24 protein-coding genes are annotated in these 25,269 nt (G+C 72.8%); 20 read left to right on the top strand and 4 right to left on the bottom strand.

Going from position 1 to position 25,269, the window contains the following annotated elements; genetic code table 11:
- Positions 1-95: 95 nt before the first annotated feature.
- The 4 genes from ACFY5B_RS00230 (at position 96) to ACFY5B_RS00215 (ending at position 4,760) form a co-directional block, all read left to right on the top strand.
- Positions 96-1,373, top strand: coding sequence for an aspartate kinase (locus ACFY5B_RS00230; protein WP_030846224.1), 1,278 nt, complete (start codon positions 96-98; stop codon positions 1,371-1,373).
- A complete protein-coding gene (locus tag ACFY5B_RS00225) occupies positions 1,373-2,458 on the top strand; it encodes an aspartate-semialdehyde dehydrogenase (protein ID WP_389962289.1) in 1,086 nt (361 codons plus the stop codon). The genes ACFY5B_RS00230 and ACFY5B_RS00225 overlap by 1 nt, the downstream gene beginning before the upstream one ends.
- Positions 2,459-3,009: 551 nt before the next feature.
- On the top strand, positions 3,010-3,585 hold the full coding sequence (locus ACFY5B_RS00220) for a SigE family RNA polymerase sigma factor (protein ID WP_248510736.1): 576 nt from the start codon (positions 3,010-3,012) through the stop codon (positions 3,583-3,585).
- Between the two features lie 128 nt (positions 3,586-3,713).
- The gene (locus ACFY5B_RS00215; protein ID WP_389962286.1) at positions 3,714-4,760 is read left to right on the top strand and encodes a hypothetical protein; all 1,047 of its coding nucleotides are present in this window, start codon (positions 3,714-3,716) and stop codon (positions 4,758-4,760) included.
- Between the two features lie 56 nt (positions 4,761-4,816).
- On the opposite strand, the gene ACFY5B_RS00210 is transcribed toward ACFY5B_RS00215, so the two are convergent.
- Positions 4,817-5,611, bottom strand: coding sequence for an SURF1 family protein (locus ACFY5B_RS00210; protein WP_389962283.1), 795 nt, complete (start codon positions 5,609-5,611; stop codon positions 4,817-4,819).
- 99 nt (positions 5,612-5,710) lie between these two features.
- Positions 5,711-6,535 (bottom strand): class I SAM-dependent methyltransferase, encoded by an 825-nt coding sequence (locus tag ACFY5B_RS00205; RefSeq protein ID WP_389962280.1) that lies wholly within the window; start codon positions 6,533-6,535, stop codon positions 5,711-5,713.
- A gap of 102 nt (positions 6,536-6,637) precedes the next feature.
- On the opposite strand from ACFY5B_RS00205, the gene ACFY5B_RS00200 reads away from it, so the two are divergent.
- Positions 6,638-8,506: a prolyl oligopeptidase family serine peptidase gene (locus tag ACFY5B_RS00200; protein WP_389962277.1), complete on the top strand. Its 1,869-nt coding sequence runs from the start codon at positions 6,638-6,640 to the stop codon at positions 8,504-8,506.
- 101 nt (positions 8,507-8,607) lie between these two features.
- Here ACFY5B_RS00200 and ACFY5B_RS00195 read toward each other — a convergent pair whose 3' ends face one another.
- On the bottom strand, positions 8,608-10,497 hold the full coding sequence (locus tag ACFY5B_RS00195; protein ID WP_389963643.1) for an NAD-binding protein: 1,890 nt from the start codon (positions 10,495-10,497) through the stop codon (positions 8,608-8,610).
- A gap of 182 nt (positions 10,498-10,679) precedes the next feature.
- Here ACFY5B_RS00195 and ACFY5B_RS00190 point away from each other — a divergent pair, with 182 nt between their 5' ends.
- From ACFY5B_RS00190 to ACFY5B_RS00145, 10 genes are all read left to right on the top strand, one after another.
- Positions 10,680-11,777: a permease gene (locus tag ACFY5B_RS00190; RefSeq protein ID WP_389962273.1), complete on the top strand. Its 1,098-nt coding sequence runs from the start codon at positions 10,680-10,682 to the stop codon at positions 11,775-11,777.
- Complete coding sequence (locus tag ACFY5B_RS00185; protein ID WP_389962270.1) at positions 11,774-12,481, top strand: TIGR03943 family putative permease subunit; 708 nt, start codon at positions 11,774-11,776, stop codon at positions 12,479-12,481. The genes ACFY5B_RS00190 and ACFY5B_RS00185 overlap by 4 nt, the downstream gene beginning before the upstream one ends.
- Before the next feature lie 64 nt (positions 12,482-12,545).
- Positions 12,546-12,956, top strand: coding sequence for a hypothetical protein (locus tag ACFY5B_RS00180; protein WP_389962267.1), 411 nt, complete (start codon positions 12,546-12,548; stop codon positions 12,954-12,956).
- A gap of 193 nt (positions 12,957-13,149) precedes the next feature.
- A complete protein-coding gene (locus ACFY5B_RS00175) occupies positions 13,150-13,716 on the top strand; it encodes an O-methyltransferase (RefSeq protein WP_389962264.1) in 567 nt (188 codons plus the stop codon).
- A 233-nt stretch (positions 13,717-13,949) separates the two neighbouring features.
- Positions 13,950-14,303: a hypothetical protein gene (locus tag ACFY5B_RS00170; protein ID WP_389962261.1), complete on the top strand. Its 354-nt coding sequence runs from the start codon at positions 13,950-13,952 to the stop codon at positions 14,301-14,303.
- Positions 14,303-14,671, top strand: a complete 369-nt coding sequence (locus tag ACFY5B_RS00165) for a hypothetical protein (RefSeq protein ID WP_389962258.1) — start codon at positions 14,303-14,305, stop codon at positions 14,669-14,671. The genes ACFY5B_RS00170 and ACFY5B_RS00165 overlap by 1 nt, the downstream gene beginning before the upstream one ends.
- Positions 14,671-16,119 (top strand): FAD-binding oxidoreductase, encoded by a 1,449-nt coding sequence (locus ACFY5B_RS00160; protein ID WP_389962256.1) that lies wholly within the window; start codon positions 14,671-14,673, stop codon positions 16,117-16,119. The genes ACFY5B_RS00165 and ACFY5B_RS00160 overlap by 1 nt, the downstream gene beginning before the upstream one ends.
- Before the next feature lie 206 nt (positions 16,120-16,325).
- Positions 16,326-17,288: a GNAT family N-acetyltransferase gene (locus ACFY5B_RS00155; protein ID WP_389962253.1), complete on the top strand. Its 963-nt coding sequence runs from the start codon at positions 16,326-16,328 to the stop codon at positions 17,286-17,288.
- Between the two features lie 65 nt (positions 17,289-17,353).
- Positions 17,354-17,500, top strand: a complete 147-nt coding sequence (locus ACFY5B_RS00150) for a hypothetical protein (RefSeq protein ID WP_389962250.1) — start codon at positions 17,354-17,356, stop codon at positions 17,498-17,500.
- Between the two features lie 40 nt (positions 17,501-17,540).
- Complete coding sequence (locus ACFY5B_RS00145) at positions 17,541-19,181, top strand: FAD-dependent oxidoreductase (RefSeq protein WP_389962247.1); 1,641 nt, start codon at positions 17,541-17,543, stop codon at positions 19,179-19,181.
- 123 nt (positions 19,182-19,304) lie between these two features.
- Here ACFY5B_RS00145 and ACFY5B_RS00140 read toward each other — a convergent pair whose 3' ends face one another.
- Positions 19,305-19,790, bottom strand: a complete 486-nt coding sequence (locus tag ACFY5B_RS00140; RefSeq protein ID WP_389962244.1) for a MarR family winged helix-turn-helix transcriptional regulator — start codon at positions 19,788-19,790, stop codon at positions 19,305-19,307.
- Positions 19,791-19,901: 111 nt separating this feature from the next.
- Between ACFY5B_RS00140 and ACFY5B_RS00135 the strand changes: the two genes are divergently transcribed.
- The 5 genes from ACFY5B_RS00135 to ACFY5B_RS00115 all read left to right on the top strand — a co-directional run bounded on the left by ACFY5B_RS00135 (position 19,902) and on the right by ACFY5B_RS00115 (position 24,951).
- Positions 19,902-21,458 carry an FAD-dependent monooxygenase gene (locus ACFY5B_RS00135; protein ID WP_389962241.1) on the top strand — a complete coding sequence of 519 codons (1,557 nt, stop codon included), beginning with the start codon at positions 19,902-19,904 and terminating at the stop codon, positions 21,456-21,458.
- Between the two features lie 145 nt (positions 21,459-21,603).
- Complete coding sequence (locus ACFY5B_RS00130; RefSeq protein WP_389962238.1) at positions 21,604-21,735, top strand: hypothetical protein; 132 nt, start codon at positions 21,604-21,606, stop codon at positions 21,733-21,735.
- A 102-nt stretch (positions 21,736-21,837) separates the two neighbouring features.
- Complete coding sequence (locus tag ACFY5B_RS00125; RefSeq protein WP_389962235.1) at positions 21,838-21,969, top strand: hypothetical protein; 132 nt, start codon at positions 21,838-21,840, stop codon at positions 21,967-21,969.
- A gap of 319 nt (positions 21,970-22,288) precedes the next feature.
- Positions 22,289-23,329, top strand: a complete 1,041-nt coding sequence (locus tag ACFY5B_RS00120; RefSeq protein ID WP_389962232.1) for a methyltransferase — start codon at positions 22,289-22,291, stop codon at positions 23,327-23,329.
- The gene (locus ACFY5B_RS00115) at positions 23,326-24,951 is read left to right on the top strand and encodes an FAD-dependent oxidoreductase (protein ID WP_389962229.1); all 1,626 of its coding nucleotides are present in this window, start codon (positions 23,326-23,328) and stop codon (positions 24,949-24,951) included. Before ACFY5B_RS00120 ends, ACFY5B_RS00115 begins: the two co-directional genes overlap by 4 nt.
- Positions 24,952-25,269: the final 318 nt, after the last annotated feature.

Genomic DNA, 25,269 nt, shown 5'->3' with positions numbered 1-25,269 from the left:
TATCGCGGAGGGGTTTTTCGGACGCTCGTTAGACTGAGCCGACCGCGGTACGAATGCGTATGAGCGGATAGAGACGGATTGAGCGAGGAGCGCACGTGGGCCTTGTCGTGCAGAAGTACGGAGGCTCCTCCGTAGCCGATGCCGAGGGCATCAAGCGCGTCGCCAAGCGGATCGTGGAAGCGAAGCAGAACGGCAACCAGGTGGTTGCCGTGGTTTCCGCGATGGGCGACACGACGGACGAGCTGATCGATCTCGCCGAGCAGGTTTCCCCGATGCCTGCCGGGCGCGAGCTCGACATGCTGCTGACCGCCGGAGAGCGGATCTCCATGGCCCTGCTGGCCATGGCGATCAAAAAGCTGGGCCACGAGGCCCAGTCGTTCACCGGCAGCCAGGCGGGTGTCATCACCGACTCGGTCCACAACAAGGCCCGGATCATCGACGTCACGCCGGGCCGGATCAAGACCTCGGTGGACGAGGGCAACATCGCCATCGTGGCCGGTTTCCAGGGTGTCTCCCAGGACACCAAGGACATCACCACCCTCGGCCGCGGCGGCTCCGACACCACGGCGGTGGCCCTCGCGGCCGCCCTCGACGCCGACGTGTGCGAGATCTACACCGACGTCGACGGCGTGTTCACCGCCGACCCGCGCGTGGTGAAGAAGGCCCGGAAGATCGACTGGATCTCCTTCGAGGACATGCTCGAACTGGCGGCGTCCGGGTCGAAGGTGCTGCTCCACCGCTGCGTGGAGTACGCCCGCCGGTACAACATCCCGATCCACGTCCGGTCCAGCTTCAGCGGACTCCAGGGGACCTGGGTCAGCAGCGAGCCGATCAAGCAAGGGGACAAGCAGGTGGAGCAGGCTCTCATCTCCGGTGTCGCGCACGACACCTCCGAGGCCAAGGTCACGGTCGTCGGCGTGCCGGACAAGCCGGGCGAGGCGGCCTCGATCTTCCGCACGATCGCCGACGCCGAGATCAACATCGACATGGTCGTGCAGAACGTGTCCGCCGCCTCCACGGGCCTGACGGACATCTCCTTCACGCTGCCGAAGACCGAGGGCCGCAAGGCCATCGACGCGCTGGAGAAGAACAAGGCCGGCATCGGCTTCGACTCGCTGCGTTACGACGACCAGATCGGCAAGATCTCCCTCGTCGGCGCCGGCATGAAGACCAACCCTGGCGTCACGGCCGATTTCTTCACGGCCCTGTCCGACGCGGGCGTGAACATCGAGCTGATCTCGACCTCCGAGATCCGCATCTCGGTCGTCACCCGCGCCGACGACGTGCCCGAGGCCGTCCGCGCCGTGCACTCGGCGTTCGGGCTCGACTCCGACAGCGACGAGGCCGTCGTCTACGGGGGCACCGGCCGCTGATGGCCGATCTCCGACAGGACGCCCGGACCGGACGGTCCGGGCGTCCGACGCTTGCCGTGGTGGGGGCGACCGGAGCCGTCGGCACGGTCATGCTCCGGATCCTGTCCCAGCGGGCCGACGTCTGGGGCGAGATCCGGCTGATCGCCTCCCCGCGCTCGGCCGGCCGCAAGCTGACCGTGCGCGGCGAGGAGACCGAGGTCCTCGCGCTCACCGAGGAGGCCTTCGACGGGGTGGACGTCGCCATGTTCGACGTCCCCGACGAGGTCGCCGAGCGGTGGGCGCCCGTCGCCGTCGCCAAGGGCGCGGTGGTGGTCGACAACTCCGGCACGTTCCGGATGGACCCGGACGTGCCGCTCGTGGTGCCCGAGGTCAACCCGCACGCCGTGCGGATGCGCCCGCGCGGGATCATCGCCAACCCCAGCTGCACGACGCTCTCCATGATCGTGGCCCTCGGCGCGCTGCACGCCGAGTTCGGGCTGCGCGAGCTGGTCGCCTCCTCGTACCAGGCCGTCAGCGGCGCCGGGCGCGCCGGTGTGGAGACCCTGCGCCGGCAGCTGTCCCTGGTCGCGGGAACGGAGCTGGGCACGCACCCCGGTGACGTGCGCCGGGCCGTCGGCGACGACACCGGGCCGTTCCCCGAGCCGGTCGCGCTGAACGTCGTGCCCTGGACCGGTACGGCGTGCGACGACGGCTGGTCGTCGGAGGAGCTGAAGGTGCGGGACGAGGCCCGCAAGATCCTCGGTCTGCCCGGCCTTCCGGTGGCCGTCACCTGTGTCCGGGTGCCGGTGATCACCACGCACTCGGTGACCGTGCACGCCCGCTTCGAGGGCGAGGTCACCGTCGACAAGGCACGCGAGATCCTCGCCACGGCGCCCGGGGTGGTGCTGTTCGACAACCCGGCGGCGGGGGAGTTCCCGACCCCCTCCGACGTGGTCGGCACGGACCCGACCTGGGTCGGGCGGGTGCGGCGTGCGCTGGACGACCCCACGGCGCTCGAACTGTTCGTGTGCGGGGACAACCTGCGCAAGGGTTCCGCGCTCAACACCGCCCAGATCGCCGAGGTGGTCGCGGCCGAGCTGTCCTGACCGTGTGAGCCGGCGCACAGCGTGACCGGTCCCCGGCCGCAGGCCGCCCGGTGTCCTGGCGTTCGCCCCGCCGAATCCCCCGGACGATGTCAGAGGTGGTTTGTAGGATCTGTGGACGACATGTGAGCCGGTCGATGATCCGGACCACTTGTCCGAGGCGCTTCGGCATCAGAGGATTTACCTCCCCGCTCTCCGCAACCGCGCGAAGGGCGGGGAGCGTCTTTGCGGTCGCCCTTCGGTCGTGGGAGCGCTTACAGGCGTGGGGACGCCTGGAACCGGGCGTGGGGACGTCCGTTCACATTTGGATATAAGGGAAGAGCGGGACGCATGAGGGCCATGAACGCACCATCGACTGTGCTGCCTGACGCGGGTAGACCGGCAACGGCGACGGTCGGCGTGAAAGTGATGCCCGGCACGTACAACCCTCACGGGGGTCAGCGTGTCCAACAGGCGTGGCAGAGGTACTCGACTTCAGCGCGGTACGCGGCACGGTCCTTCGACCGCCCCGTCCGGCGGCTCTACGACCCCGCATGGCCGGTACGCCCGGTGGCATGCCGGTGATCGCGCCCGTGCCCGCAGCGCGGCCGGCCCGCATACCCAACCAGCGTGACGGCGCAGAGGACGGCGTGGCGGCCGGAACCTCCGTCGACCACCTCACCGAGACCTACCGGGCGCACTACCGCTCGCTGCTGGGTCTCGCCGCCCTCCTCCTCGACGACACCGCCTCCTGCGAGGACGTCGTCCAGGAGGCCTTCATCCGTGTCCACTCCGCCCGCAAGCGCGTCCGGGACCCCGAGAAGACCCTGGCGTACCTGCGCCAGACCGTCGTCAACCTCTCGCGTTCCGCGCTGCGCCGCCGCATACTCGGCCTGAAGCTGCTGTCGAAGCCCATGCCCGACATGGCCAGCGCCGAGGAAGGGGCCTACGACCAGCTGGAGCGCGACTCCCTCATCAAGGCGATGAAGGGGCTGCAGCGCCGCCAGCGCGAGGTGCTGGTGCTGCGCTACTTCGCGGACATGACCGAGGCGCAGGTCGCCGAGACACTCGGCATCTCGCTGGGCTCGGTCAAGGCGTACGGCTCGCGCGGCATCGCGGCACTCAGGGTCGCCATGGAGGCCCCGGTATGAGTGACGGCAACGGCGCGGGCGGCAAGGGGCGCGACCGCCCCGACCCCGCCGAACGCCTCGACGGGTGGCAGGCGCCGACAAGGCGGCACGGGCAAGATCCGAAGCAATCGCACGCTGGGAACGGAACTGTGAACCACGGCCCCGACGACCAGAGCCCCGACGGGCTCGACTCGGACGAGCTGGACCTGCGCTCGATGCTGCACCAAGTGGTGCAGGAGGTGGAACCGCGCGACGGCACCCTCGACTACCTGCGCAAGGCGGTACCGCAGCGGCGGGCCCGTAAGCGGCAGGCCGTCGTCGGCATGGCGGCCGCCGCGCTCTTCATCGGCACGGCCGTCCCCGCCCTCGTGCACGTCTCCAACGCCACCGGCTCCGAGGCCAACCCGGCCGCCATCGGCCACACCTCGGAGACCCAGGGCGGTGGGGGCCAGGGCAAGGGCCCGGACGGCGGCGAGAGCACCGCGGGCGGCTCCTCCGGCAAGGCCGAGGGCAAGGAGAAGGGCGAGAAGAAGGAGAAGGACAAGGGCAAGGGGCCCGGCGGCGCCTCCACCGGCGCGTCCCAGGGCGGAACCGGCCCCTCCTCCACCGCCGCCGCCGGCATCCCGGCGTGCACCGCCGCCCAGCTCGGCCCCGCCTCCGGAAGCGCCGGCGCCCCCGACTCCACGGGCGCGGTCTCCGGCTCCTTCCGCGTCGTCAACGTCTCCGGCGCGGCCTGCACGGTCACCGGCCCCGGCTCGGTGAGCGCGCTGCCGCAGGGCGCCGCCGACATGAGCAAGGTCGGCTCGGCCCGGCACACCGCGGGCGACGCGGCGGCCGGTCTGCTGCCCGACCCGTCCCTGGAGGCCGCCCAGCTGGTGCTCCAGCCGGGCATCGGCTACGACGTGAAGTTCGCCTGGGTGCCCTCCGAGACCTGCCCCACTCCCGGCGGCAGCGTCGGCGGACCCGACCCCAGCCCGGACCCGACCCCGTCGGAGGAGGACCCGACGACCACGGCCGGCACCTCCACCGGCGGCGACACGGGCGCGGCTCCCCAGCTGGTCAGGGAGGACGGCACGGTCGACGGCAGTGTGGCGGTGACGTACACCCCGGCCACCGGCGCGGGCGCGAGCTCGGTGACGGTGTCCAACGCGTGTGCGGGCACGGTGTACTGGACGGGCGTGCTGGCGGGATCGTAGGCGGTCCGCGGCCCGTCAGGGGCTGCGGACCCACCCGGCGCGGGTGCGGGCGCCGCTCACTTCACAGCGGCGTCCACGGTGACGGGCTCCTCGTCCGCGACCAGACCCAGCTCCGCGTCCCGCGCGAACTCCACCTCGCGCCGCAGCAACCGGAACCACATGAAGATCACGAACCCCACGAAGGCGAACCACTCGGCGGTGTAGCCCAGGTTCTGGAACGCCTTCAGGTCCAGGCCCGAGTCCGGCGGCGCGGCAGCAGGCACCGCCTTCATCCCGGCGTCGCCCTTCGACAGGGTGACCCACGCGTCGAACACGTCGTACGGGACCAGGTTGACCAGGGACGCCGCGCTGATCGCCGCGGTCTGCCCGGACGGCAGGCCGCCCTGGGCACTGACCCCGTTGTCCCCGGGTGTCTCCGAAGCCTGCAGCGCTCCGGTGATCGTGACCTCACCGGACGGCGGGGCGGGGACCTTCGCCGTGGCGGCGGCACCGGGGAGCCATCCCCGCACCACCGGCAGGGCCTCACCCGAGTCGGTGCGCAGCAGCGTCAGTACGTAGAAGCCCTGCTTGCCGTCGAGCTCCCGCCCGGGCACCAGCAGCTGCTTGCCGTACCGCCCGCTCGCGGTGACCAGCTTCCCGGAGGTCGCCTTGTCCACCGGCAGCATGTCCTTCAGCGGCCGCGGCGCCTCGTGCCGGGCCTCGGAGACCTGCTCGGTCGCGGTGCGGTGGTCCTGCACCCGGTCCTCGAACCGGCTCAGCTGCCAGGACCCCATGAAGATGCAGAAGGGGATGGACAACAGCACGAAGACGTTGATCCCCCACCATCGGGGCGTCAGCAGAAACCGGTACACACCCCCACGGTACGGGGGTGCCGGGCTGCCCCGGCCCGCGGGGTCGGCAACGGAGCGGGCCCGCCGGCCGGTTCCGGACGGCCGTGAAGCCCCCCGCGGTCAGCCCTTGCGCGCGCGGATCGAGTACATCAGCGGAATCCGCGGCCGGCCCTCGGGGAAGCGGAAGTAGCCGTCCCGGTGCTCGAAGGTCCCGAACCGCCGGAACAGCGACACGTCGTGCTCGTGCAGGAACTCGATCCGCAGCCCGGCCGCCGCGAGCGCCGAGACGACCTCGCCGACCGGATGCTGCCACTCCACCCGCCGGCCGTGGGTGAACTCGGCGCCCTCGGCCCCGTACGAGCCCGCGCTCTCCTCGATCCAGGCGTCCCGGGCGAAGTAGTCGTGCACGATCCGCGAGCCGGTCTCGTCGTCGAGGACGTCGGTGAGCGGGTGGAACTCGGCGAGATAGAGGAATCCGCCGGGTGCCACCAGCGACGCGGCGGTCTCCGCCCAGCGCCCTATGTCGGGCAGCCAGCACAAGGCGCCGCCGCCGGTGTACACGATGTCGTACGACGGGTCCGGGACCACGGCCGCCGCGTCGTAGACGTCCGCCGCCACGAACGCCGCCCGCTCCGGGCCGAGGCCCAGGTCGCGCGCGAGACCGCGGGCCAGGTCGACCGCGGGTCCGGAGAAGTCCAGACCGACGACGCGGGCGGCGCCGTGCCGGGCCCAGGACAGTGTGTCGAGGCCGATGTGGCACTGCAGATGCAGCAGAGAGCGGTTGCCGACCTCGCCCACCTCGGCGAGCTCGAAGTCGCGCAAGGGGTCCTGACCGGCCCGGAAGGCGTCCAGGTCGTAGAAATCACCGGCGACGTGCAGCGGGACGCGCTCGTCCCAGTGGGCGCGGTTGGCCTCGTTCCAGTCGGCGGGGGTGGGGGAGTACATGGGCGGGACTCCTGACCTGCTCGGAGGGGGGACCGGTGGAGGTTATCCACAGGCTGGGGACCTCGCGAGCGAATTGTCGGCCGGGGCGGGCAGTATGGGGCCATGACTGAGAGCAACGGGTCCGACGAGCGGGATCAGCGGGACCAGCACGAGCAAGCGGTACAGGCGGGACGGCAGGAGCGGATGCCGGACTGGGAGAAGCGCTTTCGGGCGCCCCGGGTGTCCTTGCCCGACTGGGCGGAGGACGCGCCGGACCGCTCCCTGTTCGTCTCGAACGCCACGGGCACGTACGAGCTGTACGCCTGGGACCGGTCGACCGGCGAGCAGCGCCAGGTGACGGACCGGCCGAACGGCACGACGGACGGCGTGCTGTCCCCGGACGGCGCGTGGATCTGGTGGTTCGACGACAAGGACGGCGACGAGTTCGGCGTCTGGCGCCGCCAGCCCTTCGAGGGCGGCGCGGACGAACCGGCCGCCGCGGGCCTGGAGCCCTCCTACCCGGCGGGCCTCGCCCTCGGCCGCGACGGGCGTACGGCGGTCGTCGGCCGCTCCACCGACGAGGACGGCACGACCATCCACCTCGTCCACACCGGCGAGGACCCGGTGGAGATCTACCGCCACCGCGAATCGGCCGGGGTCGGCGACCTCTCACACGACGGCACACTCATCGCCGTCGAGCACACCGAGCACGGCGACGCGATGCACTCGGCGCTGCGCGTCCTGCGCCCCGACGGCACGGCGGTCGCCGACCTCGACGACACCGAGGGCGGCACCCGCGAGCTGGGCCTGGAGGTCCTCGGCTTCGCCCCGGTCGACGGCGACACGCGCCTGCTCATCGGCCACCAGCGCCGCGGCCGCTGGGAGCCCCTGGTGTGGGACGTGGCCACCGGCGAGGAGACGGACCTGGCGCTGGAGCTGCCGGGCGACGTCAGCGCCGAGTGGTACCCGGACGGCAGCGGCCTGCTCATCGCCCACAGCTTCGAGGCCCGCAGCGAGCTGTTCCGCTACGACCTGTCCGGCCGCGCCCTGACGGAGATCCCGACCCCGCCGGGCACGGTCTCCGGCGCGACGGCCCGGCCCGACGGCAGCGTGGAGTACCTGTGGTCCTCGGCGGCCGAGCCGTCGGCGGTCCGCTCCACGGCGGGCGGTGTGGTGCTCGACCCGCCCGGCATGAAGTCGCCCGGTTCGGTTCCGGTGCAGGACGTGTGGGTGGAGGGGCCGGGGGGCCGCATCCACGCCCTCGTCCAGAGGCCGGAGGGCAGCACCGGACCGCTCCCCACGGTCTTCGACATCCACGGCGGCCCCACCTGGCACGACAGCGACTCCTTCGCGGCGGGCCCCGCGGCCTGGGTGGACCACGGCTACGCGGTGATCCGTGTCAACTACCGCGGCTCCACGGGCTACGGCCGTGCCTGGACGGACGCCCTGAAGCACCGCGTCGGCCTCATCGAACTGGAGGACATCGCCGCGGTCCGTGAATGGGCCGTCAGCTCCGGTATCGCCGACCCCGACCGCCTCGTCCTCACCGGCGGCTCCTGGGGCGGCTACCTCACCCTCCTCGGCCTCGGCGTCCAGCCCGACGCGTGGACCCTCGGCATCGCGGCGGTGCCCGTCGCCGACTACGTCACGGCGTACCACGACGAGATGGAAGCGCTGAAGGCGATGGACCGCACGCTCCTGGGCGGCACCCCGGAGGAGGTGCCCGACCGCTTCGAGGCCTCGTCCCCGCTCACGTACGTCGACCAGGTCAAGGCGCCGGTCTACATCTCGGCCGGTGTCAACGACCCCCGCTGCCCGATCCGGCAGATCGAGAACTACGTCAAGCGCTTGGAGGCGCGGGGCGCGGTGCACGAGGTGTACCGCTACGACGCCGGGCACGGGTCGCTGGTGGTGGACGAACGGATCAAGCAGGTGCGGCTGGAGCTGGAGTTCGCGGAGCGGTACCTGAAGGGGGTGCCGGGCGCGGAGTAGCTCGGGGGGCGGGGGTGGTTCGGCGGGTGCGGGCGGGGTGTGGCCGGTCGCGCGGTTCCCCGCGCCCCTCGAGTCGCTCCGCGACCCTGGGGCGCCCGGCGTCACGCCCCCGCCCGCTCCCGCCGTCTCCGTCCCAGCAGCTCCGCGAGCCCCCGTCGGGTCGCCGCCAGCACCACCCGGTCCCCGGGGCCCAGCACATACGCGGGAGGCAGATCCCACACCAGTCCCGAAGCCGGTACCCGCTCCTCACCCGGTGGCTCGGCCTCCTCCCGGCGCCGCCCGGGAGGTGACGTGTTGAGCGCCAGCACCCGCCAGGCCCCGGCCCGGAACGCCTCCCCGACCGTCCGCCCCTCCAGTTGCGGATGCCCGGCCACATCCACCTCCGCGAACAGCAGCACGCGCCGCTCCACCGGGATCGCCCCGAGGATCTGCCGCCCCATCATCGCCCCGGCGAACGCGGGCGCGGCCAGGTGCGACACGCTCCGGCTCCGCGTCAGGGCGCGCGGATGCGCGGCCCGCAGCGTCCGGTACACGGCCGTCGCGAAGTCGTCGTCGTACAGCCGCAGCACGACCCGCAGGTCGGGCCGTACGGACCGCGCGTACAGCGACGCCTCCAGGTTCGTCGTGTCCGCGCTGGTCAGCGCCAGCAGGGCATGGGCGCGGTGGATCTTCGCGGCCTCCAGCACGCCCTCCTGCGTGACGTCGCCGAGCACCACCGGTACCCGCAGCCGCCGCGCCGTGGCCATCCCGCGCGCGTCCGGATCGGACTCCACGCACACCACGGGGATGTTGAGTTCCCGCAGCCGCGTCAGCACGCGCGTCCCGATCTTGCCGAGCCCGAGCAGCACCACATGCCCGCCGAGCCCCCGGGGCGGCTTGCGCAGCGCGGACGCGCTGCGGAACGTGCCGAGTGCTTCCAGCACCGCCGCCAGCAGCACCGGCAGCAACAGCAACCCCACCAGGCCGGACAGCAGTTGCAGCACCTGCCGGGCGGTCGACTGGTGAAGCGCGGGATCGTTGATGCCGAAGAGATCGAGCAGCGTGATGTACGTCGCGTACAGCGGATGTTCGCCGGTCACGATCATCAACCCGACGGCGAGCGCCAGCACACAGCCCACCAGCCCGGCCAGCGACCACCGCAGCCGCCGCGAGAACAGCGAGGCGAACGGCGGCACACCGCCCCGGCCGGCGGGCAGGGAGGGACCCGAGTACGACACCTGTTCCAGGACGACGGTCCCGCGCCCGGTCGCCGACGCCACCGCCGCCTCGTCCGGCAGCAGGCGGGGGCCGTGCTCCCCACTGCCCTCGGAACCGTCCGCGCCGGCCGGGTCGTTGCTCGTCGCGGACAGCAGCGCCAGGGTGCACAGCCCCGGGTCGGCCACCTCGCCCGGCCGCGGCTGCCGTTCCACCGCCCGCAGCACGAGCCCTTCCGTCTGGACGACCTTGCTGGTGCCGACGAGAGCGGTGGCGGCCAGTGCGGGCGCGGCCGTGTCGGCGTCGGACAGCACCGTCGTCGACGCGTCGAGCCCCGCTCCCTGACCGTCCCCGGTGGCCACGGCGGCGGTCTGGTCCAGCAGTTCCTCGATGTGCTGCCCCAACCGCCGGTTGTAGAGCCGCAGTACGAGGCGGATGCGGGGGTTGAGCCGGCGGGCCGTGAGCGCGGCGCGGATGTTGGTCTCGTCGTCGTCGAAGACCAGCGCCAGCGCCGCCGCCCGGTCGGCGCCCACCTCGGTGAGCACCGCCTCGGTGATCTCCGGTGCCTCCACGACCTGTCCGCTCGCGGCCGGTTCGCCGCTCGCGCCGGTCCGGTTGACGGCCGCGTTCACGACCCGGTCCAGCAACGCGGCCGAGGCGGCCCGGGCCCGTCCGACCACGGGCTGCCGCACCCGTCTGCCGGAGGGCGGCACGACCAGGGTGACCTGCTCGGCGTAGACGCCCCGGAGTTCGGCGGCCAGCCGGTGCGCGAGGCCGTCGTCACCGCACACGATCATGTGCGTGGCCGGATCACTCGGCTGGCCTTGGTTCGGAACGCTCCCCACGAGGAGAAGACTGCCTCACCGGGACGACCGGTTCCAGAAGGGGGCGGGGTGGTGTGAACGCCCGGCCGTCGCCACCCGTACGAAAGGGGAGGGAATGGGGAATGCCCTCGCGCACCACCGGAGGTACCGGGCCCGTGGCCATCACGAACAGAGCCCCGCAGGACAGCGGTGAGCGCGGCGACGCCGGGGAGGGCCGGGGCAGGGGCACCGGGACGGACCCGGGCGGACCAGCCGATACGGACCCGGGCGGGAACGCCGGGGCGGGACGGGGCAAGGAGGAGGCCCGGTATCTCAACTCGCCCCTCCTGCTGACCCTTCTGCTGCTCACGGCGGTGATGTTCCAGGACCCGATCCGCGGAGCCCTGGCCGCACCGGTGATGCAGAGCTGGATGACGGTGTTCGTCGCGGTCATGGTCCAGGCGCTGCCGTTCCTGGTGCTCGGGGTGCTGCTGTCGGCGGCCATCGCGGTGTTCGTGCCGCCGTCGTTCTTCGCCCGGGCCCTGCCGAAGCACCCGGCCCTCGCGGTGCCGGTCGCGGGCGCGGCGGGCGCCGTGCTGCCGGGCTGCGAGTGCGCGTCCGTGCCGGTGGCCGGTGCCCTGGTCCGCCGCGGGGTCACACCCGCGGCGGCCCTGGCCTTCCTCCTGTCGGCGCCCGCCATCAACCCGATCGTGCTGACGGCGACGGCCGTGGCGTTCCCCGGCAATCCGGAGATGGTCCTGGCCCGCTTCGTCGCGAGCCTGCTGGTGGCCTGCTCGATGGGCTGGCTCTGGCACCGCCTCGGCCGCACGGACTGGCTCCGTCCCCCGGCCCGCGCGTCGCACGAGGGGCAGGGCAGGGGAGCGGCCTTCTGGGGCTCGGTCCGCCACGATGTGACGCACGCGGGCGGTTTCCTGGTGATCGGCGCGATGGCCGCCGCCACCCTGAAGGCGGTCGTCCCCGCGCAGTGGCTGAGCCTCGCGGCCGGCCACCCCGTGCTGTCGGTCCTGGTCCTCGCGGCCCTGGCCGTCCTGCTCTCCATCTGCTCGGAGGCGGACGCGTTCGTGGCGGCGTCCCTGACCCAGTTCTCCCTGACGGCCCGTCTGACGTTCCTGGTCGTGGGCCCGATGATCGACCTGAAGCTCTTCGCGATGCAGGCGGGCACCTTCGGCCGCGCCTTCGCCCTGCGCTTCGCCCCCGCGACCTTCGCCCTGGCCGTCGTGGTGTCGGCCCTGACCGGAACGGCCCTGCTGTGAACCGCCTGGCCCAGACGGCCCTCCTCTTCCTGCTCGGCGCGACCCTCCTGCACGCCGGCACGACCGACCTCTACCTGCGGTACGTCAAGGAGGGCCTGCGCCCCCTGGTCCTCCTGGCGGGCGCGGTCCTGATCGCCACGGCGGCGGCCACCCTCTGGTACGACCGCCGCGGTGCTCCCACGCACGACCACCACCGCGAACCCCGCGTCTCCTGGCTCCTCACGCTCCCCGTCCTCGCCCTGATCCTGGTCGCCCCACCGGCCCTGGGCTCTTACAGCGCGGCGCACACCGGTACGGCCCTGACGAAACCCTTCGGCTTCCCGGCCCTCCCCACCGGCGACGCACCCCTGCGCCTGGCCGTGGCGGACTACGCGGGCCGCGCGATCTACGACGACGGCCGCGCCCTCCACGACCGCGAGCTGAAGATCACCGGCTTCGTCACCCTGGACCGGACGGGCGCCCCCTACCTGGTCCGCATGGGCCTCAACTGCTGCGCCGCCGACGCCCAGCCGGTCAAGATCGCCCTGACGGGCAACACCCCGCCGGTCCTGAGGCCGGACACCTGGCTGGAGATCACGGGAACCTACACTCCCCGCCGCACCAAGGACCCCGTCAATAACGGCCCCATCCCTTACCTCGAGGTGACGTCCGCGAGGCCGGTCCCCACCCCGCACGACCCGTACGACGAGACGTGGAATTCCTGAACTGCGGTGTGGGGCAGCCCCTTTGGGGTACTCGGAGGAGACCGCTGACCAGCGAGGGGTAGGCATGACCACACTCCGAGGCGAGCGCACGGCGGACCTGGGCCGGCCGCTTCCGCCCGAGGCGGTCCGCGAGGAACTGGCGAGGGCCGACCACCGGGCGGGCCTCACCCTGGCCACCCTCGGCGCCGCCCTGGCCGCCCTCCTCACCGCGATCACCGCCGGTGTCATCACCCCCGCCCAGTACGCCGCGATCCCCCAGCTCCTCCTCTGGACCGGCTGCGCGGCCTGCGCCCCGTCCCTGGTCCTGCTGAGCCTGGCGAGGACACCCCACCAGGCCCCGACCGCCGACGCCCCGCCACAGCTCCTGACCCGGACCACCCGCGTCAAGCACCGCCGGATACGGCACGCGATGACGTGGGGGGCGGCGTTCCTCGCCCTCACCCTCGCGGGGACGCTGGCGGGGGTGCTCTCCTAGGCGGCCCGCCGGAGCACGGATCCGGCGCGCGGGGCCGGGGAGTCCCCCCGGGAAGCCGCTCCGACCCGCGGTTTGGAGTGCGGCTGGAGTCTCGCTCGCGAAGGCATCCAGGGCCGTCGCTCGCGGGGACGGCATCTGTAACTCTCGGCGAAGAGACCGCGAACGTCTCGAAACTCGTGACGGGGAGTTCCGCATGCCCAATGCCGTTTCCTGTACCGACCCCGCGGCCGAAGCCGCCGTTCCCACCTTCGAAGGCGCCACCGGAACCCTCCTGCGGCAGTTGGTGCTGGCGGCCGGGCCGCTGACCGTGCTCCAGATCGGCTGCCCGTACGCGTCCTTCACCGCCGGGCTCGCGGCCGCGGTGAGCGAGAACGGGCACGGCCGGGTCATCTGCTGCGAGCCGGAAGCCGCACGTGCCGCGGCCGCCGCGGCGGCGGTCGAGAAGGCCGGACTCGGCCGGTACGCGGACGTACGGGTGGGCCGTCCCGAACGGTCGCTGGCGACCGTCCCCGGACCGGTGGACCTGCTGCTGCTCGGCGGCCCGCCGGAGTCCTTCCTGCCGCTGCTGAAGCTGGTGGAACCAAGGATGCTGCCGGGCGCGGTGGTGGTGGCCCTCGGCGTGCGGGACGTGCCGGCGCCGTGCGCGGAGTTCCTCGCCCATGTCCGGTTCTCCGGCAGCGGCTACGTGTCGCTGCCCCTTCCCTTCGACGGCGACGGCGACGGCGACGGCGGCGTGGAAATGGCCGTCCGCGCCGCCTGACGCATCCGCGCTGCCTGTAGCCCCCGCGCCGCCTGACCGCATCCGCGCCGCCTGACGCATCCGCGCTGCCTGTAGCCCCGGCGCCGCCTGACCGCATCCGCGCCGCCTGACGCATCCGCGCTGCCTGTAGCCCCCGCGCCGCCTGACCGCTTCCGCGCCGCCTGACGCATCCGCGCTGCCTGTAGCCCCCGCGCCGCCTGACCGCTTCCGCGTCGGCCACCCCTAGGAGTGCCGTGTCCCTTCGTCCGTTCGATCCGGAGTTCCTGCCCGAGGGACACCCCGACAAGAAGACCGTCCCGCCCCGCGTCACCGCTCCGCGCGCCGTGTGGCGAGGGCTGGTCCGTTACCTGCTGCTGCCGGCGTACCGCGCGCTGGTGGCCCTCGGCTCCGTGCACGTGGCCGCGCTCTGGCACCCGGAGTTCGGGCCCTTGTGCGCGCCGCCGGGGCAGGAGCAGCCCGGCGGGCAGTCCGGCTACAGGGCGTTTCGAGCGGGTCTTGAGAGCGGGCCGGAAACCTGGCCCGGGCACACCACTCGCCCTGTTCCCCCAGTTCCACCGGCTTCCGACAAGGATCGAGGAGATCTGTGATGAGCGACGTACGGCTGGTCGGCACCTGGACCACGCAGTTGGACGACGACGGCAAGGCGGTCCCCGGGCTCGTCAGCTTCTCGGCGGACGGCACGGTCGTCTCCACCCAGCTCAACACCAAGAACATCGGCCTGGGCACCTGGCGTGCCACGGGCCCGGACACCTTCGAGTACGGCTTCCACATCCTGGCCGCCGACCCCGAGGGCAACCACGTGGGGGAGGCACATGTGCGGGTGTCGGGCGAGTTCGTCTCGGACACCGAGTGGCAGGGCACCGGCGGTGCCGAGTTCTTCGACCCGCAGGGCACCAAGCTGCGCGGGCACGCGGGGTCCAAGGTGACCGCCGGCAAGTTCGGCATCGACGACTGATGCGGGCGGCGGCGCTGCGGGACCGGCTCGACGGGGACCTGGTTCTGCCGGACGAGGCGGGCTTCGCTCTGGCCCGGCAGCTTCAGAACACCGAGTACGACACGATCGAGCCGTACGCCGTCGCGTACTGCGCCTCCGAGCGGGATGTCGCGCTGTGCGTGCGCTACGCCCGGGAGCGGGGGGTGCGGCTGCACGTCCGGGGCGGCGGCCACAGCTTCAACGGCTGGTCGACCGGTGAGGGGCTGGTCGTCGACCTGTCCCGGATGAACCACGTCGTCGCCGAGGGGCCCGTGGTGCGGCTGGGGGCGGGCGTCCAGTCGCTCGACGCGCTGGACGCCCTGCGGACCCAGGGGCGGCAGATCGTCACCGGGACGTTTCCCACGGTCGCCGCGGGCGGATTCCTGACCGGCGGCGGGATCGGCTGGCAGACGCGGAAGTTCGGGCTGGGCAGCGACCGGGTCGCCGCGGCGCGCGTCGTGCTCGCGGACGGCAGGACCGTCCGCTGCTCGCCCACGGAGGAGCCCGACCTGTACTGGGCGTCGCGCGGTGGCGGCGGAGGCACCTTCGGGGTGGTCACGGAGTTCGAGGTGCGCTCGATCGACGCGCCCGCCCTGACCGCCTTCGAGACGCTGTGGGCGTACGACGACGCCGTGGAGGTACTGACGGCCTGGCAGGAGTGGGCCGTCGACGGCCCTGACGAACTCGGCACCTCCCTGGTCGTGCTGCCGGGCATGTTCGGGCCCGGCGGGCGTCCGGTGGTCCGGGTCTGGGGCGTGCACCTGGGTGCTGACGAGGCGCTGCGCGACGGCCTGGACGAACTCGCCGAGCGGGCCGGATGCAAGCCGTTGAGCAGGACCGTCGGTGCGCGGGGCGGGTACGCCGAGGTGATGCACGAGGCGCTGTGCGGATCGAAGACGGTGGCGCAGTGCCGGCGTACCGGCACCGGGCCCGAGGCCGAGGGGCACCGGCACCCGTACACCCGGCAGAGCTACCGGCTCACCGGCCGGGCCGCGACCCGGGCGGAATCGGCGGTGCTGCTCGACGCCTTCGACCCCGCCCTCGACGCGTTGGGGCAGGAACGCTATCTGCTGTGCATCGCCCTGGGCGGTGCGGCGAGCCGGGTGCCGGGCGGCGCGACCGCCTACGCGCACCGCGACGCGCGGTTCCTGGTCGGCTACCAGTTCGCCTGCCGGCAGGCGACGACGGATCCGGGGGCGCCGGCGCGGCTGACCGCGCTGGCGGACCGTGCGGCCGATGCGCTCACGCCGCTCGCCTGCGGCTCGTACATCAACTTCCCCAGCTCGCGGGCGGGCGAGGACTGGGAGACCGACTACTTCGGCGCGAACCGGACCCGGCTGCGCGCCGTGAAGCGGGCCTACGACCCGGAGGACTTCTTCCGGCACGCGCAGAGCATCGGCCGTGCCCCGACGACCGAGGTGGAGTCATGAGGACGGATCCGCGGAACAACGGCGAGACGCTCCGCGTGACGGATGGCGCCTGACGGGCCGGATCGGCGTCCGCCCCGGTACGGGCCCCGTCGCATTCCAGGGATCTGGGAGTGCGGCGGGGCCCGCCCCTTTTCCGGCCGGTGCACCCGTCACGTGTCGAGTTGTCCTGGACGGTGTTTCGAGAGGTCCGGGTCACCGTGTGGGGCATGGAGATTCGTAGCCTCGACGGCGATGAGCCGGCGACCATCGCCGCGTTGCTTCCCGGCTTCCGGGACACCATGAGTCTGGAACTGCCCGGGGACCCGCCGGTGACGGAGGCCCTGCTGGCGCGGCTGTTCCAGCGGCGGCACGGGACGGACCGGATCGTGCTGGCCGCGTACGACGGCGGCACCCCGGCCGGTGTGCTGAAGCTCGGGCTGGATCTGGGCGACCCGAGCGGGCCGGGACACGGTTCGCTGTGGGTGTTCCCCGGTTTCCGGCGGCGCGGTGCCGGCCGGGCGCTGGCGGCCGCGGGGCTGGCGGCGCTGCGGGAGCGCGGGCGGGACCTGCTGCTCGCCGACGCTCCGAGGGCGGAGGCCGGTGAGCGGTTCGCGGCCGGCCTCGGAGCCGAACTCATCGGCGAGAGCGTGCGCCATCGGCTCCGTCCGGCCGGGCCCGCTGCAGCGGTGCTTCGGGCCGCGGCGGCCCGGCCGGTGCCCGGGTACCGCCTGGTGGCGTGGCGGGGTCCCTGCCCCGACGACCTGGTGGAGTCCTACGCGCGGGCCTGGAGCGGCCTGGAGGAGCGGGTCAACGGCCAGGCCAGGATCCGGCGCCCCTCCGCCGACGACGTACGGGCGCGGGAGGCCGAGGCGGAGCGGGCCGGGCATCTGCCCCATGTGGTGGCGGCGCTGCCCGAGCACGGCAGCGCGATCGTCGGGTACGCCACCTTGTTCGTGCGCGACAGCCCGATGGCGGACGGCGGCGAGACGCTGGTGCTGCCGCAGCACCGGCGGCGCGGTCTCGCCACCTGGCTGAAGAGCCAGCTGCTGCTCGGGGCCGCCCGGGAGAACAGCCGGCTCGCGCTGGTCCAGGTCTTCAACGACACCGCCGACACGGCTGTCGTCGCGCTCAACCGGAAGCTCGGCTTCGAGGCCGATTCGTACTGGTCGACCTACGCGCTCAAGGCCTGAGCGGTCAGCATCCCCGGACCCGCCCCGACCCCGAGTCCCGATCAAGAGCCGAGCGAGAGGAACCCATGACCACCGTGATCCCTGCCGGGCGGCGCACGCGCAACGCCGAGCTGATCCGCGAGCTGTACGGGACGCTCTGCCGAGAGCGCCGCTTCGAGGAGGCGGATCGCCTCTCCCCGGCCCTGGGACGGGCCGGACTGCCGACCCCGTGAACCCGTGCCCGAGCCTGATCACCCAGAGAGGGACCGTGTGATGACCTCCGCTTCCGACCGTTCCGACAGCGCACCCGTACTGATCGTCGGCGGCAGCCTCGTCGGGCTGTCCACCGCTGTGTTCCTGGCCCGGCACGGGGTCCGGTGCACCCTGGTGGAGCGCCATCCGGGAACGTCCATCCACCCGAGGGCCGTCGGCTACTACCCCCGTACCGGGGAACTGCTGCGGCAGGCAGGGATCGAGGACGCCGCCGTACGCGAGGCGTCCGGCTTCGCCACGCACCGCACCCGGGCCGGAGTGACCTCGCTGGCCGGTGAAGTGCTGTTCAGCAAGGAGGAGCTGGAGGGCGACGACGATCTGGGCGACCTCACCCCCTCCCGGCTGCTCCTGCTGCCGCAGGACCGGCTGGAGCCGCTGCTGCGGGACCGGGCGGTGGAGCTCGGCGCCGACCTCAGGTTCGGTACGGAGCTGCTGTCCTTCGCGGAGGACCCGGAGGGGGTCACCGCCGTCCTCGACGACGGCGCCGGTGGCACCCGTACCTTCCGCAGCTCCTATCTGGTGGCCTGCGACGGGCCGCGCAGTACCGTCCGGGAGGCGCTGAAGGTGCCCCGCCAGGGGCGCGGGGTGCTGTCCCGCCATGTCAGCATCGCGTTCGGCGCGGATCTGCGCCCGGTGCTGGGGGACCGCCGCTACAGCGTGGTCCATGTGCAGAACCCCCAGGTCACGGGCATCCTCGTGCATGACGACACCTTGACCGGGGGCACGCTCATCGTCGGGTACCGGCCCGAGGACGGGGAGAGCCTGGAGGACTTCACCGACGACCGCTGCGCCGAGCTGGTGGGGGCCGCGGTGGGAGCGCCGGGGGTCGAGGTGACGATCCGTTCGCGCTTCCCCTGGGACATGGCGGAGCAGGTGGCCGAGAGGTTCGTGCACGGGAGGGTGCTGCTGGCCGGGGACGCGGCGCACGTGGTGCCGCCGACCGGGGGCTACGGGGCCAACACCGGTATCGCCGACGCCCACAACCTCGCCTGGAAGCTCGCCCTGGTGGTCGGGGGCGTCGCGGGGGCCGGCCTCGTGGAGACGTATGACGCCGAGCGACGGCCCGTGGCGGTCTACACGGCCGAGCAGGGGTCCCTCCAGCTCGCCCTGCGCTCCGGCACCGCGACCCCGGAGCAGCGGGCCGCCGTCGCGGACGCGGTGACGGTGACCTCCGGCCAGGCCTACCGGTCCGCCGCGGTGGTGGCGGAGCCGGGCGGCGCGGACCTCCCGGTGGCCTCCGACCCGCGCGCGCTGCGCGGGGCGCCGGGCACCAGGGCGCCGTACGTGGAGCTCGTGCGCGGCGGTGAACCCGTGTCCACGCTCGACCTGTTCGGGAGGGACTTCGTCCTGCTGACCGGAGAGAACGGTCGCGAGTGGATCTCGGCGGCCGTTGCCGTCTCCGCCGAACTGGGTGTGAAACTCACCGCCCGCCGGGTGGTGCCGGGGACGGACGCCGGGGCGGGCACGCTGGCCGACCCGGACGGCGGCTGGTGCGAGCGTTACGGCGGTGTGCGCCCCGAAGGGGCCGTGCTGGTACGGCCGGACGGTGTCGTCGCGTGGCGGTCGCCGGGCGCGGATCCCGGGGGTGCGGAGGCGACGGTGCTGGGGGCGGTCCTTCGGGGCGTGCTCGGTCGGGGCTGAGGCCCCGGGCACCTCCGCGGCTTCGGTGGGGGTGTGCGTAGCGCCCGGGGGGCGTCGCGGTGTCGGGCCGGGGCGGCGGGGGCCGTCCTCGACCCGGCGGTGCTGTTCCCCGCCCGTCGTCGGCTACGCGGAGCCGGTGTGCTGCAACTCGCCCACGGAGTCCACGTACTTGATCAGCAGGCGGGCGAATTCGAGCCGCTCGTCCTCCGGCCAGTCCTGGGTGATGCGTTCGAAGGCCGCGCGCTGGTGGTGGCGGAAGCGCGCGAGCGTCTCGTGCCCCTCCGGGGTGAGCTGCAGGATCGTACGGCGGCCGTCGCGCTGTGAGGCCGCACGGATCAGATAACCGGCGGAGATGCAGTCGGAGACCATCCGGCTCGCCACGGAGGGGTCGACCGCGAGCCGCTCGCCCACGACACCGACGGTGATCTCCTGGCCCTCCTGGTCGGGTCCGTCCTGCACGATGTTGAGCACCAGCGTCCTGGTGAAGTCCTTGCGGGACACCCCCTTCTCCACATTCAGCACCTGCGCACGCCGCAGCCGGGAGAAGGCGGGACCGACAGCGTCGAGCAGATCCGCTGCCCGCGGCGGGGGCTGAGTCGAAGTGTCCATGTCCGCATTCTAAGCGAGTTGATTACGGCAGACGAGCATCTGTATGCTCTCAATCGACTGCATGAGTTTAAGCATATACCTGTGAGTGAACATCTATCGAGGGGGAACCTCATGTCCCAGTCCGTGCCGCCCGAGCACCCCGATCGCGACGTCGAGATCGCCCACGACACCGACGTCGACTTCGACGTGCTGATCGTCGGCGGGGGGCCCGTCGGCATGCTGCTCGCCTCGGAGCTCCGGATCGCCCGCGTCCGGGCGGTCGTGCTCGAGCGGCTGCCCGAGCGCACCCCGCACTCCAAGGCCTTCGGGCTGCACGCCCGCTCCCTGGAGTCCCTCGACCGGCGCGGCCTGCTCAAGAGGTTCCGCGAGGGTGCCCGCTCATGGAACAACGGCCACTTCGCCGGCCTCGACGAGTGGGTCGACTTCTCCACCCTCGACAGCGCGCACGGCTACGCCCTGCTCTCCGAGCAGACCCGCACCGAACGGCTGCTGGAGGAGCGTGCCGCCGAGTTCGGCGCCGAGATCCGGCGCGGTCACGAGGTCACCGCGATACGTCAGGACGCCGACGGCGTCGAGGCCGAGGTGACCGGCCCCGACGGCACCTACACGCTGCGCGCCCGGTACGCCGTGGGCTGCGACGGCGGCCGCAGCCTGGTCCGGCAGGAGGCCGGCATCGCCTTCCCCGGCACCGGCGGCCGGGTCACCGCCCGGCTCGGCGACGTGATCCTCGCCGACCGTGAGAACGCCCCCATGGGCATGGAGCGCACCGAGCGCGGCCTGCTGTTCTGTGTGCCGCTCGACGACACCTACCACCGCGTCTCCACGTTCGACTTCGAGGCCGACCGGGAGCCCGGGACGGAGCTCGCCCTGGACGAGCTGACCGCCAGCCTGCGCGAGATCTGGGGCGACGACCTCGGTGCGCACGCGCCGCGCTGGCTCTCCGTCTTCACCGACTCCGCGTGCCAGGCGGACCGCTACCGCGAGGGCCGGCTGCTGATCGCGGGCGACGCCGCCCACACCCACTTCCCGGTCGGCGGCCAGGGCGTCAACCTCGGTCTCCAGGACGCCTTCAACCTCGGCTGGAAGCTCGCCGCCGCGGTGCACGGCTGGGCTCCCGAGGACCTGCTCGACAGCTACGACCGGGAGCGCCAGGCGCCGGCCCGCAAGGTGCTGGCCAACACCCGGGCCCAGATCGCGCTGATGAACCCGGACCCGTACGTCACCCCGCTGCGCGAGCTGTTCACCGACCTCATGCGCACCGAGCAGGTGAACCGCTACCTCGCCGAGATGCTCAGCGGCGTCACCGTCCGCTACGCGCTCGAGGGCCCCGAGCACCGGCTGCTCGGCGACTTCGCCCGCGACCTGGAACTGAAGACCGAGGACGGCGTCCGGCCCCTCCCCACGTACCTGAGGCGAGGCACCGGTCTGCTGCTCGACCTGACCGGCGACTCGCTGATCGGCCAGGTCCACGAGAAGTGGGCCGCGGGCGTCTCCTGGGCCGGCCGGCTCCAGCACGTCCGGGCCGAGTGCGCCGAAGAGCCGCAGCTGGCCGGTCTGCTGGTCCGCCCCGACGGCTACGTGGCCTGGGCCGCGGACCGGGACATGCCGGAGCCGGAGCTGCGGGAATCGCTGACCGCGGCCGTCACCACCTGGTTCGGCACCGTCTGACGAAGAGGCCGCAAGGGCCGGAGGGCCCCTCCCTCCGGCCGTACGGCCCCTTCCCCCCACATCGCTTGTGCACGCGAGAGCCGCCGGTGCGGATCTACCGCGCCCTCCCCGACGGGGACTACGACCGACCGACCTCGGTGTCCTGTTGCGCGACCACGTCCCGCAGCCGGGCCGGGGCTGGCTCCGCCCGGACGGCCCGACTGGCCGGGGCGAGGCCGCGGTGTTCCGCCTGCTCGATGCGGTGCGCACCGGCGGCCCCGTCTACTCGGCGCTGTAAGGGCAGGAGTTCCGGAGGTACGTCCATGCGTATCGTCCCGACACCACGAGTTCGGTGCCCCCTCGGTGCTGCGGCTCGAAGAGGCCGAAAAGACCGTCGGTGGTGACACCCTCACCAAAGGCCCGTCCCGTCGTCCACGCCGAGCTGCCGTCGAAGGATGCCGAGGCCGCGCACGAGCTGATGGAGTCGCGCTCCCAGCTCGGCCGTGGTGCTCGTTCCCCGGCCCGTATCTGACGCCGTGCCGTACCGGTCCTCGTGCTGGGTTTGCCGGCCGCCCTGACGATGAAGAACCTCCCCCTGCGCGGGGAGCACCAGGGTCAGGACCACCAGGACGACGAGGTGGCCGCAGAGGGGAACCGAGCCCCCCACCCGCCGATGGAGAGCCGCCGTCCCGCACGGGACGGCGGCTCTCGTGCGTCGGCGCCGTGCCCCGGGCCTCCCTTCAGCGCCCTTCGAGCCCGAATCGACGGCTCGCGACCATCGTCGGCACTGCACAGCCGTACGACGCAGGACGCAGGCCGAAGAACAGGCAGAGGCAGACCAGGAGGCTCGTGTGACCACGACCGAAGACCCGCAGACGGCTCCGGCGGTCGACCCCGGACCACTGATCCGGCTGACCATCGCCGACTGCGCCGCCAAGGTGCTGCACAGCGCCGTCACCCTCGGCGTGTTCGGCGCCCTGGCCGAAAGCCCCGCCGACGCCGCCGAACTGGCACGGCGCACCGGGACACACCACCGGATGGTCCCGGACTTCCTGGACGCGCTGACCGGGCTCGGTCTGCTGGAGCGGACGGAGAGCGGCTACCGCAACTCCCCCTTGGCGCAGGCCTATCTGGTGCCGGACTCCTCCTCGTACCTCGGCGGCTTCGTCGAGCTCACCAACGAGACCCTGTACGGCACCTGGGGCCGGCTCACCGAGGCGATGCGCTCCGGCGAGCCGCAGCACCTCGACCCGGACAAGGGCGGCTTCGTCGGGGACCGGCACAAGGACCCCGCCAAGATGAAGCGCTTCCTCGCGGGGCTCGACGCGTACAGCGACCGGATGGGCGCCGAACTCGCCCGGCGCCTCGACTGGGACCGCCACTCCTCGTTCGTCGACCTGGGCGGCGCCCGCGGCAACCTCGCGGCCGTCCTGGTACGGGAGCACCCGCACCTGAAGGCGACCTGCTTCGACCTGGAGCGGACCCGGCCGCTGTTCACCGAGCACATCGAGGCCCTGGGCCTGACCGGCCGGGTCGCCTTCGCCGGCGGCGACTTCTTCACCGACCCGATCCCGCCGGCCGACGTCGTCGTCCTCGGCCACATCCTGCACGGCTTCGACACCGCCCGGCGGCGCGAGCTGCTCGGCCGGGTCTTCGAGGCGGTGCGGCCCGGCGGCACGGTCCTCGTCTACGACCGGATGATCGACGACGACCGCAGCGACCCGGAGCGGCTGCTCAGCAGCCTGCACATGCGACTGGTCAGCCCCGACGGCTCCGAGTACCGCATCGCGGACTGCCGGGCCTGGCTGCGCGGGGCCGGCTTCACCGACGGTGAGGCACAGCCCCTGCTCGGCACCCACACCCTGGTCACCGCCCACAAGGAGGCAGCATGAGGTCGCACCGGACCCCCGTTCTCATCGTCGGGGGCGGGCTGACCGGACTGTCCGCGGCCGTCTTCCTCGCCCACCACGGTGTCACCGCCACCCTGGTGGAACGCCACCCGGACACCTCCACCCACCCCAAGGCCCGTGCCATCAACCCGCGGACGATGGAGCTGTACCGCGCGGTCGGCATGGAGGAGCGGGTACGAGCCGGGCGTTCCCCCATCTCCGGCAACACCGACCTGGTGCACGTCGAGAGCCTCGCCGGCAAGGAACGCGTACGGATGCCCAGTGCCTCGCCGGAGGACATCGGCCGGATCAGCCCCACCCAGTGGACGCTGATCGACCAGAACCAGCTGGAGCCGATCCTGCGGGAACGGGCCGTCGAGGCCGGGGCGGACGTCCGCTTCTCCACCCGGGTCGACGCGATCGAGGAGTACGAGGAGGACGAAAAGGACGGGGCCGGGGTGCTGGTCCACGTCACCGACCTGTCCACCGGGGAGAGTTCGCAGATCCATGCGCAGTACGTGATCGCGGCGGACGGCAGCCGCAGCCCGCTGCGCGAGATGCTGGGCATCGGGGCGCACGGCCGCGGCACCATCACCAACCTCGTCAGCTTCTTCTTCGAGGCCGACCTGACGGAGGCGCTGCGCGGCCGCCGGATCATCGCGGCGTACGTCAACAACCCCGAGGTGCGCGGCACGATCATCCCCATCGACAACGACCGCCGCTGGGTCATCAACGTCTCCTTCTTCCCCGAACAGGGCCAGCGTGCCGAGGACTTCACCGAGGAACGGTGCACCGCCCTGGTGCGCGCCGCGGTCGGGGTGCCCGACCTGCCGCTGAAGATCGAGTCGGTGGACATGCCCGCGTGGGACATCTCCGCGCGCGTGGCGGACACGTTCGCGACCCGCCGGGTGTTCGTCGCCGGGGACGCCGCCCACGTGATGCCGCCCACCGGCGCGTTCGGTGCCAGCACCGGCATCCAGGACGCGTACAACCTGGCCTGGAAGCTGGCACTGGTGCTGTCCGGCACGGCGGGCCCGGGGCTCCTGGAGAGTTACGACGCCGAGCGGCGGCCGGTGGCCGAGGAGACCGTCCGGCAGGCGATGCTGCGGTTCGCCGTGCGGGAGGGCAAGCAGTATCAGGAGGTCGCCGCGGAACTGGTCGACGAGACGACCATGACCTTCGGGTACTGCTACCGCTCCGGGGCGTTCGCCGCGGAGGAGGGGGCGCCCGACGCCATCGTCGAGGACCCCGCGCACCCCTCGGCGCGGCCCGGGGCGCGTGCACCGCATCTGCAACTCGACGGGCCGGAGGGACCGGTGTCGGTCGTCGATCTGTACGGCGACGGGTTCACCCTGCTCGTCGACGAAGCGGCGGGCCGTTGGACCGGGGCGGTGGAGCAGGAGGCCGCGCGGCTGGGGGTCGGTCTGAAGGTCGTGCGGATCGGGCGGGGGACGCGGCTGTGGGACCAGGACGGGTCCTTCCGGCGGCGGTACGGGCTGCTGGCCGGGGGCGCGGTCCTGGTGCGGCCCGACGGGTTCGTGGGGTGGCGTACGACTGCGGGGCGCAGTGGGCCGGTCGACCGGGCGGCGATCGCCGCGCTGCGGGAAATCCTGGACCGGGCCTAGCACGACGGGGGGCGTGTGCGGTTGTCGGGCGACTGCGGGCCGGCGGTGGCCGGTCGCGCAGTTGCCCGCGCCCCTTGGGACGCGCTTTCGCGCGTGTCGGTTGTGGGTTGGCTGCGGGCCGGTGGTGGCCGGTCGCGCAGTTGCCCGCGCCCCTTGGGACGCGCTTTCGCGCGTGTCGGTTGTGGGTTGGCTGCGGGCTGGCGGTGGCCGGTCGCGCAGTTCCCCGCGCCCCTTGGGACGCGCTTTCGCGCGTGTCGGTTGTGGGTTGGCTGCGGGCTGGCGGTGGCCGGTCGCGCAGTTCCCCGCGCCCCTTGGGAG

Origin of the sequence: Streptomyces sp. NPDC013187, from assembly GCF_042899705.1 — a bacterium.
Classification (GTDB): Bacteria; Actinomycetota; Actinomycetes; order Streptomycetales; family Streptomycetaceae; genus Streptomyces; species Streptomyces hawaiiensis_A.
This window is presented reverse-complemented; position numbering and strand designations above follow the sequence as displayed.

What these genes read in the sequence shown, in the direction of transcription:
- ACFY5B_RS00180 (WP_389962267.1), top strand. Translation starts at nt 12,546, where the DNA reads ATGACCACACTCCGAGGCGAGCGCACGGCGGACCTGGGCCGGCCGCTT.
- ACFY5B_RS00220 (WP_248510736.1), top strand. Translation starts at nt 3,010, where the DNA reads ATGCCGGTGATCGCGCCCGTGCCCGCAGCGCGGCCGGCCCGCATACCC.
- ACFY5B_RS00135 (WP_389962241.1), top strand. Translation starts at nt 19,902, where the DNA reads ATGTCCCAGTCCGTGCCGCCCGAGCACCCCGATCGCGACGTCGAGATC.
- ACFY5B_RS00225 (WP_389962289.1), top strand. Translation starts at nt 1,373, where the DNA reads ATGGCCGATCTCCGACAGGACGCCCGGACCGGACGGTCCGGGCGTCCG.
- ACFY5B_RS00140 (WP_389962244.1), bottom strand. Translation starts at nt 19,790, where the DNA reads ATGGACACTTCGACTCAGCCCCCGCCGCGGGCAGCGGATCTGCTCGAC.
- ACFY5B_RS00115 (WP_389962229.1), top strand. Translation starts at nt 23,326, where the DNA reads ATGAGGTCGCACCGGACCCCCGTTCTCATCGTCGGGGGCGGGCTGACC.
- ACFY5B_RS00200 (WP_389962277.1), top strand. Translation starts at nt 6,638, where the DNA reads ATGACTGAGAGCAACGGGTCCGACGAGCGGGATCAGCGGGACCAGCAC.
- ACFY5B_RS00145 (WP_389962247.1), top strand. Translation starts at nt 17,541, where the DNA reads ATGACCTCCGCTTCCGACCGTTCCGACAGCGCACCCGTACTGATCGTC.
- ACFY5B_RS00195 (WP_389963643.1), bottom strand. Translation starts at nt 10,497, where the DNA reads ATGATCGTGTGCGGTGACGACGGCCTCGCGCACCGGCTGGCCGCCGAA.
- ACFY5B_RS00175 (WP_389962264.1), top strand. Translation starts at nt 13,150, where the DNA reads ATGCCCAATGCCGTTTCCTGTACCGACCCCGCGGCCGAAGCCGCCGTT.
- ACFY5B_RS00150 (WP_389962250.1), top strand. Translation starts at nt 17,354, where the DNA reads ATGACCACCGTGATCCCTGCCGGGCGGCGCACGCGCAACGCCGAGCTG.
- ACFY5B_RS00165 (WP_389962258.1), top strand. Translation starts at nt 14,303, where the DNA reads ATGAGCGACGTACGGCTGGTCGGCACCTGGACCACGCAGTTGGACGAC.
- ACFY5B_RS00155 (WP_389962253.1), top strand. Translation starts at nt 16,326, where the DNA reads ATGGAGATTCGTAGCCTCGACGGCGATGAGCCGGCGACCATCGCCGCG.
- ACFY5B_RS00205 (WP_389962280.1), bottom strand. Translation starts at nt 6,535, where the DNA reads ATGTACTCCCCCACCCCCGCCGACTGGAACGAGGCCAACCGCGCCCAC.
- ACFY5B_RS00160 (WP_389962256.1), top strand. Translation starts at nt 14,671, where the DNA reads ATGCGGGCGGCGGCGCTGCGGGACCGGCTCGACGGGGACCTGGTTCTG.